This is a genomic window from Luteitalea sp. TBR-22, assembly GCF_016865485.1.
Classification (GTDB): Bacteria; Acidobacteriota; Vicinamibacteria; order Vicinamibacterales; family Vicinamibacteraceae; genus Luteitalea.
The window spans coordinates 5,481,183-5,497,714 of sequence record NZ_AP024452.1 but is presented as its reverse complement, the minus strand read 5'-3'; the positions used below and the strand labels follow the sequence as shown (position 1 = coordinate 5,497,714).

9 protein-coding genes are annotated in these 16,532 nt (G+C 70.8%); 6 read left to right on the top strand and 3 right to left on the bottom strand.

Going from position 1 to position 16,532, the window contains the following annotated elements; all coding sequences use genetic code 11:
• Positions 1–28 precede the first annotated feature (28 nt).
• A complete protein-coding gene (locus TBR22_RS22715) occupies positions 29–4,726 on the bottom strand; it encodes a DEAD/DEAH box helicase (protein WP_370651371.1) in 4,698 nt (1,565 codons plus the stop codon).
• Positions 4,727–4,807: 81 nt separating this feature from the next.
• On the opposite strand from TBR22_RS22715, the gene TBR22_RS22710 reads away from it, so the two are divergent.
• Both TBR22_RS22710 and TBR22_RS22705 read left to right on the top strand, forming a co-directional pair.
• Positions 4,808–5,059, top strand: coding sequence for a hypothetical protein (locus tag TBR22_RS22710; RefSeq protein WP_239490124.1), 252 nt, complete (start codon positions 4,808–4,810; stop codon positions 5,057–5,059).
• 13 nt (positions 5,060–5,072) lie between these two features.
• A complete protein-coding gene (locus TBR22_RS22705; protein ID WP_239490123.1) occupies positions 5,073–5,786 on the top strand; it encodes a phosphatidylcholine/phosphatidylserine synthase in 714 nt (237 codons plus the stop codon).
• 148 nt (positions 5,787–5,934) lie between these two features.
• Here TBR22_RS22705 and TBR22_RS22700 read toward each other — a convergent pair whose 3' ends face one another.
• Positions 5,935–7,752 carry a M61 family metallopeptidase gene (locus tag TBR22_RS22700; RefSeq protein WP_239490122.1) on the bottom strand — a complete coding sequence of 606 codons (1,818 nt, stop codon included), beginning with the start codon at positions 7,750–7,752 and terminating at the stop codon, positions 5,935–5,937.
• 73 nt (positions 7,753–7,825) lie between these two features.
• Between TBR22_RS22700 and TBR22_RS22695 the strand changes: the two genes are divergently transcribed.
• Positions 7,826–9,538 carry a serine/threonine-protein kinase gene (locus tag TBR22_RS22695; protein ID WP_239490121.1) on the top strand — a complete coding sequence of 571 codons (1,713 nt, stop codon included), beginning with the start codon at positions 7,826–7,828 and terminating at the stop codon, positions 9,536–9,538.
• 267 nt (positions 9,539–9,805) lie between these two features.
• Entirely contained in the window at positions 9,806–12,016 is a 2,211-nt protein-coding gene (locus TBR22_RS22690; protein WP_239490120.1) for a tetratricopeptide repeat protein, read from the top strand.
• A 177-nt stretch (positions 12,017–12,193) separates the two neighbouring features.
• On the opposite strand, the gene TBR22_RS22685 is transcribed toward TBR22_RS22690, so the two are convergent.
• Positions 12,194–13,222, bottom strand: coding sequence for an LLM class flavin-dependent oxidoreductase (locus TBR22_RS22685; RefSeq protein ID WP_239490119.1), 1,029 nt, complete (start codon positions 13,220–13,222; stop codon positions 12,194–12,196).
• 191 nt (positions 13,223–13,413) lie between these two features.
• Between TBR22_RS22685 and TBR22_RS22680 the strand changes: the two genes are divergently transcribed.
• A complete protein-coding gene (locus tag TBR22_RS22680; protein WP_239490118.1) occupies positions 13,414–14,292 on the top strand; it encodes a hypothetical protein in 879 nt (292 codons plus the stop codon).
• Between the two features lie 133 nt (positions 14,293–14,425).
• Positions 14,426–16,498 carry a VWA domain-containing protein gene (locus TBR22_RS22675; protein ID WP_239490117.1) on the top strand — a complete coding sequence of 691 codons (2,073 nt, stop codon included), beginning with the start codon at positions 14,426–14,428 and terminating at the stop codon, positions 16,496–16,498.
• Positions 16,499–16,532 lie beyond the last annotated feature (34 nt).

Sequence of the window (16,532 nt, the reverse complement as noted above, 5' to 3'; positions counted from 1 at the left end):
TCAGGGCTCACGGCTCATGGCTCACCGATCACCGTGGCCGCCGCGGCCAACGGATCGGTGCGATGTCCTCGTCGGCCATCGGAGGGAGATCCTCGAGCGCGGTGACCGGCTCGAGGTCCTGCCACCGTCCGGGACGACGCTGGCGCGGGGTGGCCGGGCTCGCCGGCGTCGCGTCACGCCATTGCAGGCCCTGCGACGTCGCGACGAACCCGGCGGCCTCGAGGTGCGGCCGTATCGGGCTGTCGAGCGCCGGCCCGCCGTTGATCTCGGCCAGCAGCACGTTGGCCGCCCGACGCTCGCGGTCGGTACCCGTCATCGGCAGCACGCGTGCGAGGGCGTCGGCGTGTCGCGTGCGGTCGGGCTCGTGCTCGGGGAGCCACACGATCAGCGACTTCAAGCCGCGGCCGATCCACGCCGCGAGGTGGCCATCGACCAGCACCACGCGCGCCCCGACGCTGCGCGTGGGACCACGCCCGCTGCCCGTGGGCGCCTCCGGCCATTTCACCAGCGCCCCGTAGGGGTTGGCCGGGTCGGTGGCGGCGAGCACGGCGACCTCGGCCGACTCCGGTGAAGTCCGCAGCGCCCGCAGCAGGTCGACGGCGGCCGGCGTGGCGAACTGCATGGCGCCGACGCCGGTGACGAAGTAGCCCCGGCGGATGCGGCCGCCCTCCTCCAGGGTGCGGAACACGTCGTAGATGGCGCTGAAGCCGCCCGGCAGGTTCTCGGCCGCCGCGACCTCGCGCGTGACCAGGCCGTACCGCGTCAGCAGCTGCTGACCCATGGCGGCGCTCCAGGCGGTTGGCGTGGCGCTGCCGCTCGCCACGGGCAGCCTCGCCCAGCGCCCTTCCGCGGTCGGTGGCGCCACGCGCCGCGAGCGGAACGGGCGGGCGGCGCCTCGCCGCTCCCTGGTGGCGCGGCCGACGTGCGCGCGCAGCGGCTGCAGGGTGTCGTTGGTGAGCAGGCCCTGCCACACGAGGGTCCACAGCGCGTCGACGGTGTCCTGGGGGAAGCCGCCGCCCGCGGCCTCGTGCAGCGCGGCGAAGAACAGCGCGCCGCGGGCCTCGAGCGCCGCGAGGATGGCCTGGGCGCGGGCCTCGAGCGTCCCGGTGCCGGGGGCGGCCAGTGCGCCGCGCCACAGGGTGGGCAGGTGGTCGGTGAGGTACAGCGCCACACGCCCGTCGTGCTCGCCGAGCGGCTCCACGCCGGTCCACACGATCTCGCCCGCCGAGATCAGCGCGTCGAGATCCGAGGGCTGGTAGCGCTCGATGCGGGCCGGCAGGATCTCGCGTTCCAGAAGCGAGGCGGGCAGCGGCACGCCCTGCAGCGTCTCGATCACGTCGAGCAGCGCGTCGAGCCCGCGGCGCGGGCGCGTCACCCCCTGCCACTGGGTGAGCATCCGTCCGAGCACCGGCATCTCGACCGGCTCCACCGCGTGACGGAGCCGCGCCAGCGACCGGCGCCGCACGGTCGAGAGGACCTGTGCGTCACACCACTCCTGGTGCTGCCCGCCGGGGCGGAACTCGCCTTCCAGCAGGCGCCCCTCGCCGAGGAGCGCGCGCAGCGCGAGGTCGGCCGTCGATCGCCCCAGCCCGAAGCGCGCCGCCACGTCGTCGGTCGTGAAGGGACCGTGGGTCCTCGCGTATCGCGACACCAGATCGCGCAGGGCCTGCGGTTGCGCGCCGAGCAGCGACTCAGGCACGCCCTGGGGGAGCGGTACCCCGAGCGCGTCGCGATAGCGTGCCGCATCCTCGATCGCCACCAGGCGCGACTCGCCGCCGATGGTCAGCCACACTGCCCGGCGGGCGCGCACCAACTGGTCGCCGGCGTCGACCGGCACCTCGTCGACCACCCGCGCGCGGACCTGCTGCGGCGAGAGGTCGCCGATCCGGAGCAGCAGGTCGTGGAGGCCGTCGAGCGTCCGGGCGCGGTACTCGGGCAGCAGGCACTGGAGCTGCGCCTCGAGTGCCGAGAGGGCGTCGGCGTCGAGCAGGTCGCGGAGCTCGGCCGATCCGAGCAGCGCCTGCAGCTGCGACTGGTCGATCGTCAGTGCCTGGGCGCGTCGCTCGGCCAGCGGCGCGTCGCCGTCGTACAGGTAGTTGGCGACGTAGCCGAAGAGCAGCGAGGCGGCGAAGGGCGAGGGCGTCGGCGTCTCGACGTGCACCACGCGCACCTGCCGTGCCTGCACCGCCCGCAACGTCTCGATCAGCGCCGGGATGTCGAACACGTCGCGCAGGCACTCGCGATACGTCTCGAGCAGGATGGGGAACGATCCGTAGCGCGCCGCGACGCCGAGCAGGTCCTGCGCGCGCTTGCGCTGTTGCCAGAGCGGCGCGCGCTTGCCAGGGCGGCGCCGTGGCAGCAGGAGGGCGCGACCTGCGCACTCGCGGAACCGCGCCGCGAAGAGCGACGTCGACCCGAGCTGCCGCAGGACCAGCGACTCGACCTCGTCGGCGTCGGGCACCAGCCACTGCGGGTCCGGTGGCTCGTCGCCCTCAGGGAAGCGCACGACGAACCCATCGTCGGCCCACATCGTCTCGACGTCGTAGCCGTACTGCTCGCGCAGGCGGGCCATCACCGCCATCGCCCACGGTGCGAGCACCTGCCCGCCCAGCGGTGAGAGCAGGCAGAGCCGCCAGTCGCCGAGCTCGTCGCGCACCCGTTCGATGACGATCGTCCGGTCGTCGGGCACCGCCCCGGTCGCCTCGTCCTGCTCGGCGAGGTACTGCACGAGGTTGCTGGCGGCGCGCTCGTCGAGGTCGTGTTCCTCCACGAGTCGTGTCGCGGCGGCTTCGGGCGACTCGCGCCGCAGTTGCCGGACCAGCGCGCCGATCTCGCGTCCGAACTCCAGCGGCCGCCCGGGGCCGTCGCCCTTCCAGAACGGCATCTTGCCGGGCTCGCCGGGCGCCGGCGACACCAGCACGCGGTCGTGGGAGATGTCCTCGATGCGCCACGTGGAGGCGCCGAGCAGGAACGTCTCGCCGACGCGACTCTCGAACACCATCTCCTCGTCGAGTTCGCCGACGCGGGCCGTCCCCGCCGACGCGCCGGCGAGGAACACGCCGTACAGTCCGCGGTCGGGAATCGTGCCGGCGTTGGCGATGGCGACGCGCCTGGCGCCCTCTCGCGTGGTGAGGGTCTGCGCGACGCGATCCCACGTGAGCCGCGGGCGCAGCTCGGCGAACTCGTCCGACGGATAGCGGCCCGACAGCATGTCGAGCACGCCGTCGAAGATCGGACGGGCCAGCGACGCGAAGGGCGCCGCCTGCCGAACGCGCGCGAACAACGCGTCGACCGGCCAGTCGTCCATCGCCACCATCGCGACGATCTGCTGGGCCAGCACGTCGAGCGGGTTGCGCGGCATGTGCGTCGCCTCGACCCGACCCTCGCGCATCGCGCGCACCGCGGCGGCGCAGGCAAGCAGGTCGCCGCGGTACTTCGGGAAGATCAGGCCCTCGCTGGTGGCGTCGACCCGGTGCCCGGCGCGGCCGATGCGCTGCAGGCCGCTCGCCACCGACGGCGGCGCCTCGATCTGCACCACGAGGTCCACCGCCCCCATGTCGATGCCGAGCTCCAGCGACGAGGTGCACGCGAGCCCGCGGAGGCGCCCGGCCTTGAGGGCATCCTCGATCTCGACGCGCTGCTCGCGCGCGAGGGACCCGTGGTGCGCGCGCACGAGCGTCTCGCCGGCCAGCTCGTTGATGGCCGCGGCCAGGCGCTCGGCGAGCCGACGGCTGTTCACGAACAGGAGCGTCGACGTGTGTGCGCGGATCACTTCGAGCAGGCGCGGGTGGATCGCCGCCCAGATGGACGGCGCCTGCGGCCCGGCGGCGGCTGGGCCACTGGTGATCGCCTCGACCTGGGTCAGCCGCGCCATGTCCTCGACGGGTACCTCGATGTGCAGGGACAACTGCCGCTTGCGCCCGGCGTCGACGATCGTCACGGGCCGCCACGGGGCCGGCCCGCCTCCGGCGGCGAACTGGTCGTGGATCTCGCCCTCTGCCGACGGGGCGGGAGTCGGGAGTCGGGAGTCGGGAGTCGACGAGGCGGCATCGGCGGCGCCGCCGAGGAAGCGGGCGACCTCCTCGAGCGGGCGCTGCGTCGCCGACAGCCCGACACGCTGGAAGGGCGCGCGCGACACGTGGGCGAGGCGCTCGAGCGACAGGGCGAGGTGCGCGCCGCGCTTGGTGGCGACCATCGCGTGAATCTCGTCGAGGATCACGGTGTGGATGCCCCGCAGCACGTCACGGGCGTTGGACGTGAGCAGCAGGTACAGCGACTCCGGCGTGGTGATCAGGATGTCGGCCGGGTGGCGCTGGAAGCGCGCGCGGTCGGCGGCCGGCGTATCGCCGGTGCGGATGGCCACTTCCGGCAGGTGGTGTGGCACGCCGTCCTCGCGCGCCAGGCGGCTGATGCCGGCCAGCGGCGCCCGGAGGTTGCGCTCGACGTCCACGGCCAGCGCCTTGAGCGGCGACAGGTACAGCACCCGGCAGCGGTCGCGCGTGTCGGGCGGCGGCTCGAACATCAGCCGGTTGATCGCCCACAGGAACCCCGTGAGGGTCTTGCCGCTGCCGGTCGGCGCCAACAGCAGCGTGTGGTCGCCCCGGGCGATCACCGGCCACCCCTTGGCCTGCGGCGGCGTCGGCTCCGGGAACGCCGCGGCGAACCAGCGGGCGACGATGGGGTGGAAGGGACGGAGGGCGGCGGTCGGGTGGGGCATGCGCGTCATGCGCCGGATGGCGGCCGGCCGATTTGGTATGCTCTCACGTTGACCGTGCGCCCGGAGGCGGCACGGGGAGGACACGACTGAATGAGTGACGCTGGTGAAGGGCTCGTCGACGCAGAAGCCCGACTGCAGGAACAACTCGACGCCCGTGAGCACGAAAAGCGCCGTCGTGGCCTGGCTGCCGGGGTCGACCCCGAGAAGCTGCGGGCCAAGGAGTCGCTGCGCCTGGCCAAGGCGGAGCTGACTCGTCAGCTCGACACCACGACGCACCCGATCCGCAAGCAGCAGATCGAGGCGGCGGTGGCCGAGCTCGATCGGCGCCTCGCGGCGCTGTAACCCCGCGGGACCCATGTCCCTGGCCCGGAGCGCTGCCGCCCTCGCCGTCCACGCCTACACGGCGTCGGGCGCCCTGATCGGCTGGCTGGCGCTCCGGAGTGCCTGGGACCACGATCCGCGCACGGCCCTGCTGTGGCTGTGCCTCGCCTGCTTCGTCGATGCCACCGATGGCTTCGCGGCGCGGGCCGTGGAGGTCCGTCGCCACGCCTCGTGGATCGACGGCGCCCGCCTCGACGACATCGTCGATTTCCTGACCTACGTGTTCGTGCCGCTGGCCGTGCTGTGGGACCAGCAACTGCTGGCGGGCCCGCTGGGCCTGATGGCCGTGGGGGCCGTACTCATCGCCAGCGGCCTCGGGTTCTCGAACCTGCACGCCAAGACCGAGGACCACTTCTTCACGGGGTGGCCGTCGTACTGGAACCTCATCGCCGTGTACGCGGTGGCCTGGCAGTGGAACGCGACGGGCACCGCGATCTTCCTGATGGGGCTGGCAGCCCTCGTATTCGTGCCCATCAAGTACGTCTATCCCTCGCGAACCGCCACATTGATGGCGCCGACGCTGGTCTTCGGCGCCATCTGGGCCGTCCAGGTCCTGCTGATCATCTGGTGGCTGCCCGCCCCTCCGGCGTGGCTGATGTGGAGCAGCGTCGCGTACCCGGCGTACTACTTCACGTTGAGCCTTTGGCTCAACGTGGAAGGGCAGAAGAGTAGAAGGGCAGAAGAGTAGAAGGCAGAGCGGGAAGGACGAAGGACGCCAGAAGGTCGACGACCCTGAAGAAGCCGATAAAAGAAGGACGACTCCTTTGCCTTCTTCGTCCTTGCTCTGCCTTCCGCCTTCCCGCTCTGCCTTCTTTCCTTCTACTCTTCTGCTCTTCTTACCTTCCAGTCAGCCACGCGGTACGCGTGGCGATCTGCGCGGTGCTGGCGTTGGGCCGCGCCTGCAGGCGCCACGCGTTGCCCGGCTCCTGGCCGAACGTGACGTCGAGCCTCACCAGCTCGTCGCGGCGCGCCACCAGGATCGAGGCCTTCGTGGTCGGCGGGTACTGGTCGAGGCGCGCATCCCACTGCTCGGCGCGCACCCGGTAGTCACCGATCGCGATGATCTCGTCGTCGACGTTGAGGCCCGCCTGCGCCGCTGGCGTGCCGCGCTGCACCTCGCTGATCACGAGTCGTCCGGCGTCCACCCGCGTGCGGATGCCGAGCCAGCCCCTGGTCGCCCGGCTGTCGCTGGGCGCGAACTGCAGGCCGTAGGCGTCGAGCAGCGGCTGGTAGTCGAGCGGCTGGGTGGTGTCGAGTGCGCGCACGAGGACGTCGCGCAGCGACTCGCCGCCGACCTCCACCACGACGGCCCGGAACTCGGCCTCGGTGAAGCCCTTCGCCCCCGAATAGCGCTGGTAGGCGAGCCGCATCACGTCGTCGAGGGACTTCTGGCTGTTGGTGCCGAAGCGGATGCGGGCGTCGAGCAACGCCGCGATCACCGCGCCCTTGGTGTAATAGCTGATGCCGGTGTTGCCCGAGTTCTCGTCGGGCCGGTACTGCTTGATCCACGCGTCGTAGGACGACTGCGTCACCGGCTGGACGAGGCGCCCGGCCGTGGACTCGAGCGCGCGGATCTGGTTGGAGAGCCCGTTGGCGTACTCGGCGTCGGTCGACAGGCCGGCGCGACGCACCAGCAGGTCGCCGTAGTACGACGTGAAGCCTTCAGAAACCCACAGCGACGGCGAGTAGTTCTCCGTCTCGTAGTCGAACGGCCCGAGCGCCGCCGGGCGCATCCGCTTGACGTTCCACACGTGGAAGAACTCGTGGCTGACCAGACCCAGCCAGCCGAGGTACGACTGGCGCGTGCCCATCGCCCAACGGCTGGTCATGAGCACGGTGGAGTTCTTGTGCTCGAGGCCGCCTCCCGCCTCGGTGATCATGTTGATGAACACGTACTTGTCGTAAGGAAGCGAGCCCCAGAGCTTCTCCTGCTCGGCGACGATCTTCTGCACGTCGCCGACGGCCCGCGCGCCGTCCCAGTTGCCGCCCTCGTTGACGTTGACGAGGTAGTGCGGCTTGCCCGACTGCGTGAACTCGTACACCTTCAGGTCGCCCGCCACGATCGGGCTGTCCACGAGCGTGTCGAAGTCGGCCGCGGTGAACCGCCCGCCCGCCTCCGGGAGCCCGGACATGGCCCGCGTCCAGCCCTGCGGCAGGACCAGCGACACGTGGTGCGGCCGCTGCAGGCCGCCGACCAGCGTGAGGTAGGTGGCCGCGCCGTTGAGCAGCGCATAGCGCGACTCGACCCAGTTGGTGCGGACACTCATCTCGCGGCCGTACACCCGATAGCGGACGGTCACGCGTGCCGCGCCGCCCGTTTCGATGGCCCAGCGGTTCTTGCGGACCTTGACGGGTGCCTTCGCCCCGGCAGGCTCGGTCACCTCGACCGCCTCGACATGGCGCGCGTACTCGCGGACCAGGTAGGAGCCCGGCGTCCAGACCGGCATCATCAACTCGATGCGCGCCTGTCCCGCCGTCGGGTAGGTGGCCTCGACGTCCACGTAGTGCCGCGCGGCGTCAGGGAAGCGGAGTGTGTAGCTGATGGCGGCGTCGGCGTCGGGGCGCACGGGACGGGCGCCGGCGGGCTGGGCGTCGGTGGTCATGGGCGACAGGCAGGAGAGGAACAGGACGAGCGCAAGGAACGGGCGTGGCATCGGGGCTCTGGTACCATGGCGGCGCTGCCGGGAATGGGCAGCGGCACCTGAAATCATAGGAGATTCCGACCGCGTGCTCACGCCCGGCGAGGTCCTCGACGGTCGTTACGAGATCCTCGAACTGCTCGCCCGCGGCGGCATGGGCGCCGTCTACCGCGCCCGCCGCGTCGTCCTCGGCGACGAGGTCGCCGTGAAGATGCTCTCGACCCCGGACGACGCCTCGCTCCGGGAGCGGTTCCTGCGGGAGAGCCGGGCCGCTGCCCAGCTCCGCCACCCGCACATCGTCGGCGTGCTCGACTACGACGTCGACGCGGCCGGCCGTCCCTTCCTTGTGATGGAGTACCTCAACGGCCCGAGCCTGCTGCAGCGGCTGGCCGTCGACCGCGTGCTGCCGCACGAGGAGGTGGTCGACATCGCCGCCCCGCTGTGCAGCGCGCTCCAACTCGCCCACGACGCCGGCGTCGTCCACCGCGACCTGAAGCCGGCAAACGTCGTCAGCCACGAGTACATGCCGGGCCGCTACGTGCACAAGGTCGTCGATTTCGGCCTGGTGAACGTGCGCGAGATCGCCGGCGCCCTGAAGCTCACCCTCGACCGGCAGTTCCTCGGCACGGTGCACTACGCGTCGCCCGAGCAACTGCGGGGCGAGGAGGTCGACGCGCGCGCCGACATCTACAGCTTCTGCGCGATGTTGTACGAACTGCTCACCGGTCGCCCGCCGTTCTCGCACGACGACCCGTTCGTGATCATCACGCACCACCTCACCCGCGAACCGCAGCCGTTGCGCGACTTCGTGCCCGGCGTCCCCGCGGGCCTCGAAGCGGTGATCCTGCAAGGACTGGCCAAGGACCGCGCGAAGCGCCCCGGGTCGATGGAGGTGCTGGCGCGGGCGTTGCGCGAATCGTCGTCGCCGGGGAGCACGGTGGCCGGCGGCGCGGCACCGCGGCCCGCACCGACCGGACCGCCGAGCATTCGCGGCTACGAACTGGGCGCGCCCTTGTCGAAAGGCCGGCTCGGCAGCCAGATCTACCTCGGCACGCATCAGGCGCTCGGCACGTCGGTGGCCATCCGCGTGCTCCGTCGCGAGGACGTGGCCGACTGGGACGCCGCGCGGGAACGGTTCATCCGCGAGGCGCGCGCCATGCAGGTGAACCACCCCAACGTGATGCACGTGCGCGACTTCGGCGAGGAGCCCGACTACGTGTACGTGGTCACCGACCTCGTGCTCGGCGACAGCCTCGCGCAGCGCCTCGAGAAGGACGGTCCGCTCGCCTGGCCCGTGCTGCAGTCGTTCGTGCACCAACTGGTGGACGGTGTCGCCGCACTGCACCGGCGCGGCGCGTTCATCTGCGGGATCACGCCGCTGACGACGCGGCTCACGATCGAGGACGGGGAGGAGCGCCTGCTGGTGTCGTCGGGCGGCGTGAGTCAGGTGCAGGATCTGCTCGACACGGTCAGCGTCGGCGCGCTGCGCGGCACGGAGTTGCGAGAGTCAGAGCTGCCGTTCGTCGCGCCGGAAGTGCTCATGGGCGAACCCCTGTCGATAGCCGGCGACCTGTTCACCATCGGCGCGCTCGCCTACACGATGGCGACCGGATCGCCGCCGTTCGTGGAGCCGTCGCTGCCGCAGTTGCTCGGCGCGATGTTGCGGGAACGACCGGAGCCGCTCGCCACGGTTCGCGCCGACGTGCCTGAGGCCTTCGCGACGGCGATCATGAAGACCCTCTCGCCCGTGCCTGCCGAGCGCCCTGCCGATGCGCGCGCCCTGGGGCTGATGCTGCCGTGAATCTGGCTGAGGTCTCATGACTCATGACTCATGGCTCATGACTCATGGCTCATGGCTCATGGCTCATGGCTCAAGGCTCAAGGCTCAAGACTCAAGACTCAAGGCTCAAGACTCAAGACTCAAGGCTCAAGACTCAAGGCTCAGAAACCATTCTCCCCGTTCAGCATGCTCTCTGGGCCCTGAGCCCTGAGCCCGGAGCCCCGAGCCCGAGCTGAGCCCGAGCTGAGCCCGAGCTGAGCCCGAGCTGAGCCTGTTACCCTCTCCGACGTGTCACGAGCTTCGCGATCGCGGCGTGCGGCCGCGGACGGCCGGGTCGGAGACCCGGGCCTACCCACTCGTCCGGCCCTCGCCATCGCGGCGCTGCTGCTGACGCTGGGCCTCAAGCTCGCGCTCGCGTTCACGCTGGCCGATCACCCGTTGCTGCAGCCGGTCGGCGACCTCGACACCGGCGCGTACTGGCGGTTCGCGGAGCGTGTCGCGTCGGGCGACATCCTGATGCAGCAACAGGCGCTCGACGTGTCACCGCTCTACATCTACTGGCTGGCGCTCGCGCAGGTGCTCACCGGCGCGTCGGTCGCCGGCGTGCTCGCGTTGCAGGCCGTGCTCGGTACGGGCGCCGTGTGGCTGGTCGCCGCAACGACGATGCGGTGGGCCGCGCCTGCACGGGCGTGGCGCGCGGGCCTCGTGGCTGGCGGCGTGCTCGCGCTCACGAGCATCGTGGCCCTGCAGGAGGCGGTGATCCTGCAGTCGGCGCTCGACCCACTGCTGATGGCACTGTTCGCCTGGACGACGACGCGGGCATTGCAGGAGCCGTCCACTCGTCGGTGGGCGTGGAGCGGCGTGGGGCTGGCGCTGCTGGCGACCAATCGGCCGAACGCCTGGCTGCTCGGCGTCGTGGTGCTCGCCGCAGCCATGCTTCGTTCTTCTCGCCACGACAGCGGCGCGGTGGGGACACCGCGCCCTGCCTGGGCGGCGATGAGCCTCCTGCTCGGCGTGCTCGTGGTGCTGGCGCCCTTCGCGCTGCGGTCGCGTCTGGCTGGCTTCGAGTGGTCGCCGCTGCCGACGCACGGCGGGCTGAACTTCTACATCGGCAACCACGCCGGTGCCAACGGCACGTACAGCGTGATCGATGGCATCCGTCCCTCGATCGAGGGCCAGCGGCTCGACATGTACAACGTCGTGACGAAGGCGCTGGGAAGGCCGCCAGACGGTGAGGTGTCCTGGTACTTCATCGGGCTGGCCCTGGACTGGTGGCGCGATTCGCCGCTGCAGGCTACTCGCTTGCTTGCGTGGAAGGTGTGGCTGACCACGCACTCGTGGGAACTACCCGTCAACCTCAGCCACGCATGGTTCCGCGAGCACACGCCGCTGCTGTGGGCGATGCCGTTCGGCGCGTGGCTGCTCGTGCCACTCGGCCTTGCGGTGTCGATCGGCGGGGGCGTGCTGGTCGACGACGAGCGGCGCGCGGCATGGCGCTGGTTCCGCTGGTTGCTGCCCGTGTACCTGCTGAGTGTCGCGATCTTCTTCGTGGTCGATCGCTATCGCATGCCAGCGCTCGTGCTCGGCGCCATCCATGTGGGCCTGCTGGCCTCGACGACGCGCGAGCACCGCGAGCGTGCAGGTCGAAGCGGGTTCGTCGCGCTGGTGGTCGGCGCGGTGGTGTTCGTCGCGGGACTCGTGCCGCTGCCGTTCCAGCGCGGCGAGGCCGACGCCGACACGCAGATGGCAGTGATCGCGATCGACGCCGGTCGTGATGCCGAGGGTGAGCAGTGGCTCGCCAGTGCCGTGGCGCGGCATCCCGCGCCGGGCATCGCGTGGTTCCGGGCCGGCCTGGCCTGGCAGGCGAGAAGCGACATCCCGCGAGCGGAGAAGGCCCTGCGCGAAGCCCACCGTCTCGATCCCGAGGTGTCCGACGTCACGTTCGCCCTGGCCGGCGTGTTGTTGTCGCAAGGCAAGGGCCGCGACGCCTTGCCGCTCCTGGAGCAGTTGCAGGCGACAGGCGATGGCGGGGCGCCAACGGCACGCAGCGAGCGTTATCGTCTCGACATCGCGCTGGCGCACTGGCAGAACGGCGACGAGGCTCTCGCCCGCAACGTACTGGCGGCCGGTGTCACGCCCGAGGGCCTGCCCCTGCTCCGTGCGCGCGCCCTCGCGGCCGTGGAGGCTCGGCACGTCACGCTCGCGGAGTGGCTGCTCTCGGTGTATCGCCGCCACGCGCCAGGAGATGCGGAGGTCGTCGAGAAGCTGGGGCTCATGCGCGCCAGGACGGGCGATGCCGCCGGCGCCGCGTCGTTGTTCGAGGAGGCCGCGCGGCTGGACCCAGCGCGCGCCACCGCCCGCTTCAACCTCGCCGTGCTCCGCGCGCAGCAGGGACGACGCGACGAGGCCATCGCGCTGCTGCAGGAGGCGCTGCGCATCGACCCGTCGTATGCGCAAGCCGCCGGCGCGCTACGGGAACTGCGCGGCGAGGTGCGCTGACAGGGCCTTGGAGGCTGGGCCTTGGGCCTTGGTGCGCGTCGCCCAATGGCGACGCCTACACCCGGGTGTCGCTCCCAGGCCGTCACCCGTCAGCGTGCTCTCTGAGCGTCGAGCCCTGAGCCCCGATGAGCCATGCGCATGCTTTCTGAGCCCTGAGCCCTGAGCCCTGAGCCTGTTCTACGCCGCCAGCGCCTTCCTCACCTGCGGCGCCACCTCGGTGCCGAACAGCTCGATGGCCTTCATCACCTGCGCGTGTGGCATCGTCCCGACGCTCACGTGCAGCAGGAACCGGTCGAAGCCGAGGATCTCGTGCTGGCGGAGAATCTTGTCGGCGACCTGGGTCGGGCTGCCGACAAACAGCGCGCCGTGCGGCTCGCGCATCGCCTCGAAGGCCTGCCGCGTCATGGGGGGCCAGCCGCGTTCCTTGCCGATGCCGGTCATCGCGACCTCGTACGACGGGAAGAACTCGTCGGCCGCCTGCCGCGACTCCGCAGCCACGTAGCCGTGCGAGTGCACCGCGACCGGGACGTGGCCGTGGCCGGCGCGGCGTGCCGCGTCCTGGTGCAGGTCGACGAAGGGCCGGAACCGCGCCGGCATGCCGCCGATGATCGCCAGCGCCATCGGCAGTCCCAGTCGCCCGGCGCGGTCGGCCGACGCGGGTGTGCCGCCGACGCCCACCCACACCGGCAGCGGTGACTGCACGGAGCGCGGGTACACGCCGCGGCCGTCGATCGGCGCGCGGAAGCGACCCTGCCAGGTCACGTGCTCCTGCTCGCGCACCCGCAGCAGCAGGCCCAGCTTCTCGGCAAACAACGCGTCGTAGTCGTGCAGGTCCTGCCCGAACAGCGGGTACGACTCGATGAAGGACCCGCGCCCCGCGATGATCTCGGCCCGGCCGTTGGAGATCAGGTCGACTGTGGCGTACTGCTGGTACACGCGTACGGGGTCCTCGGAACTCAGCACCGTCACGGCGCTGCCGAGCCGGAGGCGCTTCGTGCGCGCCGCCATGGCCGCCAGCACCACGGCCGGCGCCGACACGACGAAGTCCGGCCGGTGATGCTCACCCACGAGGTAGGCGTCGAGGCCGACCTGATCGGCCAGCACCGCCTCTTCGATCAAGTCCTGCATGCGCTGGGTCTCGCTCACCAGGTGCCCCGTCGCCGGATCCGGGAAGCGATCGCCGAAGGTGGTGATGCCGAGTTCCATGAGGACAGGGTACAGAAATGCCGGGAATGCTGCGATGCCGGGAATGACGAAGGGCTCACGGCTCACGGCTCACGGCTCAGGGCTCACGGGAAGGGCGAAGGACCAAGGAGGAAGGACGAAGAGGGAAGAACGAAGAGGGCCGCGTGGCGAGTCGGGCTCGGTGGCAGAATGGCGTCGAGCAGGGGAGCGCGATGGACACACGCTCGAAGGTTCTCGGAGTCGGTGGCGTGGCAATGCTCGTGCTGGCGGCGTGGGCCGCGCCTGCGCAGGGGCAGGGCGGCGTGCGTGGGCGCATGGTGGAACGCGACGTGCGCCTGACGACGTCGCCGCCCGAGTGGCTGGCCATTCCTGCCGAGGGGCGCCTGGCGACCAGCGACGGCGTGGACCTCGCGCCGCTGCAGAACGCGTCGGTGAGCTACGAGAACGCGGCGCTCGGGATGCTGGTCGGCGCGTTCCGCAACACCGGCACCTGTCTTCGCGACGCGTCGGTGCGCCTGCAGTACACCGACGAGCAGGGCGCGCCCATCGGTGATGCCATCGAGAACGAGGCTCGCGTCACGCTGGTCGAGCCCGAGGGTCTGCTGCCGTATCGCTTCCGCTTGAAGAAGAAGGCCGACCTGCCGCGCGTACCGGCCGGCTACGTCGTGCAGGTGGCCGAGGCCGGACGAGCCGTCACGACCGGGCTGCGCTGGGTGGAGGCGGGGAAGGCGCCCGCACGAGAAGCGTGTCCCTCGCGTCCCTACGCGTTCGACGTGTCGATGGGGAAGGCCAGGGCCTCCTGGCAGTCGTTTCGGGTCTCGGGCACGTTGCGCCTCAGGGCCGGCGGTCCACTCCGCCCGGAAGGCCTCACGATCACCGCGCTGCTGCTCGACAAGGACCAGCAGGTGCTCGAGGTGCTCACCGGCACGCCGGACGTCGAGGGCGCGGCGTTGCCAACCGGGTTGCTCGAGAACGACGCATCGTTGCCGTTCACGCTCGCGACACCCGTGCCGCTCGGCAAGTGGGTGGCCGACGTGAAGGTGTTCGCCGAGGTGCTGCCCGACGCGCAGGTGGCAGCGCCGGACAGGTGACGAGAGACAGCCAGTTGAGTGGTCCGCAGGCCACCAGCATGCCGTCGTCGTCCAAGTGCTACCGCCAGTCCCGTGTGTGCCAGTGCCCTGCTGGAGGTGCCTCCCCGCCGCTTCTTGAGTGCCGGAGTGTGAGATGCGTGTCGCCTTCGTGATCTGCTCACTGGCTTTGTGTGCCGTCTTGCCGGCCTCGGCGGCGGCCCAGGCGCCGCGAGGCATCCCGCGGCTCGCGATCCCGGATGTGCCCCAGGAGCGGCAGTTCCCTGACGAGCCCACGTTCAGCGTTACGGTGACACGCGTCGAGGTGAGCGTGCTCGTCGTCGACGACCAGGGGCAGCCCGTGCCCGGCCTGGCCGCCGAGGACTTCGAGGTGCTCGAGGAAGGCGTGCGGCAGAAGGTCCGGTCCTTCACGTCGTTCGTCTTCACCCCTGGCCGCACGGCCGTGCCCGCACCGGTCGTGCCCATAACCACAGGAGCGGCGTCCGTCGTTCCGGTGACACCTCCGGCGACCAATCACTTCGCGGCAGAGTCGCGCGTCTTCGTCCTGATCCTGGACGACCTCCACGTGGACGTGCGCCGAACGGAGGTGGCGCGGTCTGCTGCCAGGCGACTCCTGGCGCAACTCGATCCCAGCGACCTGCTGCTGGTGGCGACCACCAGTTCGACGGACTCGACCGGGTACTTCACCCGGGACCGCTCCCACGCCACGCGGATGATCGACACGTTCACTGGCCGGCGTCTGCTCGACAAGACCCTCCAGTCGAAGCGGTTCAGGGGCGACGACTCCGAGAACGAGCGCCTGGACCACTATCAGCGCCTCTGTGAGCGGCTCCGCGACGTGTCCCTGGCCTTGCGCGACATCTCGGGGCGCCGCAAGACCGTCGTCCTGCTCAGCGAAGGCTCGTCCTACGGTGCCGGCATGTCGGACATGGAGGTCCGGATCCCGAGCGCCAGGGGCACCGAGCGTGTGAATGCCGGCAGCGGTTCCTTGCGACTCATGAACGACGTGCTGGCCGCGACCGCCGTCGGCAACGTCGCCATTTATCCGATCAATCCCAATGGCCTGGACGTGCCCGATGCCGAACTCATCTCGGTCCCAGGGTTGCAGGGAGGTCTTTCCCCTCAGCAGTACAGCGACATCCTCATGGAGGCTCGCCAGTCGCGAGAGATGACGCGAGACCTGGCGGTGCTCACGGGTGGCGTGTCGCTCGTCGACACCAACGACCCGCTGAAGGCCGTCGATCGAGCCGTGCAGGACGCCAGCATGCACTACGTGCTCGCGTACGAGCCCGAGCGTCCCCTCAGGTCGAACGAGTTCAGAAGGATCGACGTCAAGGTGAAGCGCCCCGGCCTTCGCGTGCTCGCGCGTCGAGGGTACAGGGCCGCAGGTGCACGACCCACGCCGCCGCTCAAGGTGCCTGGCAGCCTCTCGGCGCCTCTACGCCGTCTCCTGGCCGGCGTGTTGCCCGAGGACGGCCTGCCGATGAGCGTGGAGGCCGTGCCGGTCGCGCGGACCGGACGCGACGCGACCATCGCGGTGATCGTGGAGATCGACGGCACGCGCATCGGCCAGCGCCCGCCCGATGGCGTGCTGGACCTGGAACAGGGACTCCTGACCGTGAACGAATCGGGCAAGGCGGCCAATGGCACACGGCGCGTGCTGACGCTCAAGCCCACCCCGACGCAGTGGTCGGTCCTGGCGGCCTCGAGCCTGCGCACCATCTGGGCGCTCGACCTGCCCCCGGGACGCCATCAGTTGCGGGTCGGCGCGGTACACGCAGGTACCGGTCGTGGTGGGGCCGTCTACCTCGATGTGACGGTGCCGAAGGAGCCGCAGTGGCCAACAGGCGTGCTCGTGGCCTCCCGCTTCCTCGCCATGATGCCCACGCCGTTCATCGATCCGCGCCTGTCTCGCTGGACCGATATCGCCCCGACGACGGCGCGCGCGTTCCCGAAAGGGGACGTGCTCGCCGTGACCGCTGCGCATGACGGCGCGAAGGGGCCGGCTCAGGCCCGACTCGTCCTGTCTGACGGCACGATTGCGTGGGAGGGCACCGGAGTGCCCATCGAGGGGACGAGCACGGTACGGTTCACGCTCGCCCTGGACGGCGCAGAGGGCACGGGATCGCTGGTGGTGACGACGAGCAGCGGTACCCACCACGTCCCCGTCGGCATCGTTGCGCCCACGCTGCCCGAGGACAATCGCTGAGTCACCGTCATGTACTGGACGAACCGCCATTCTC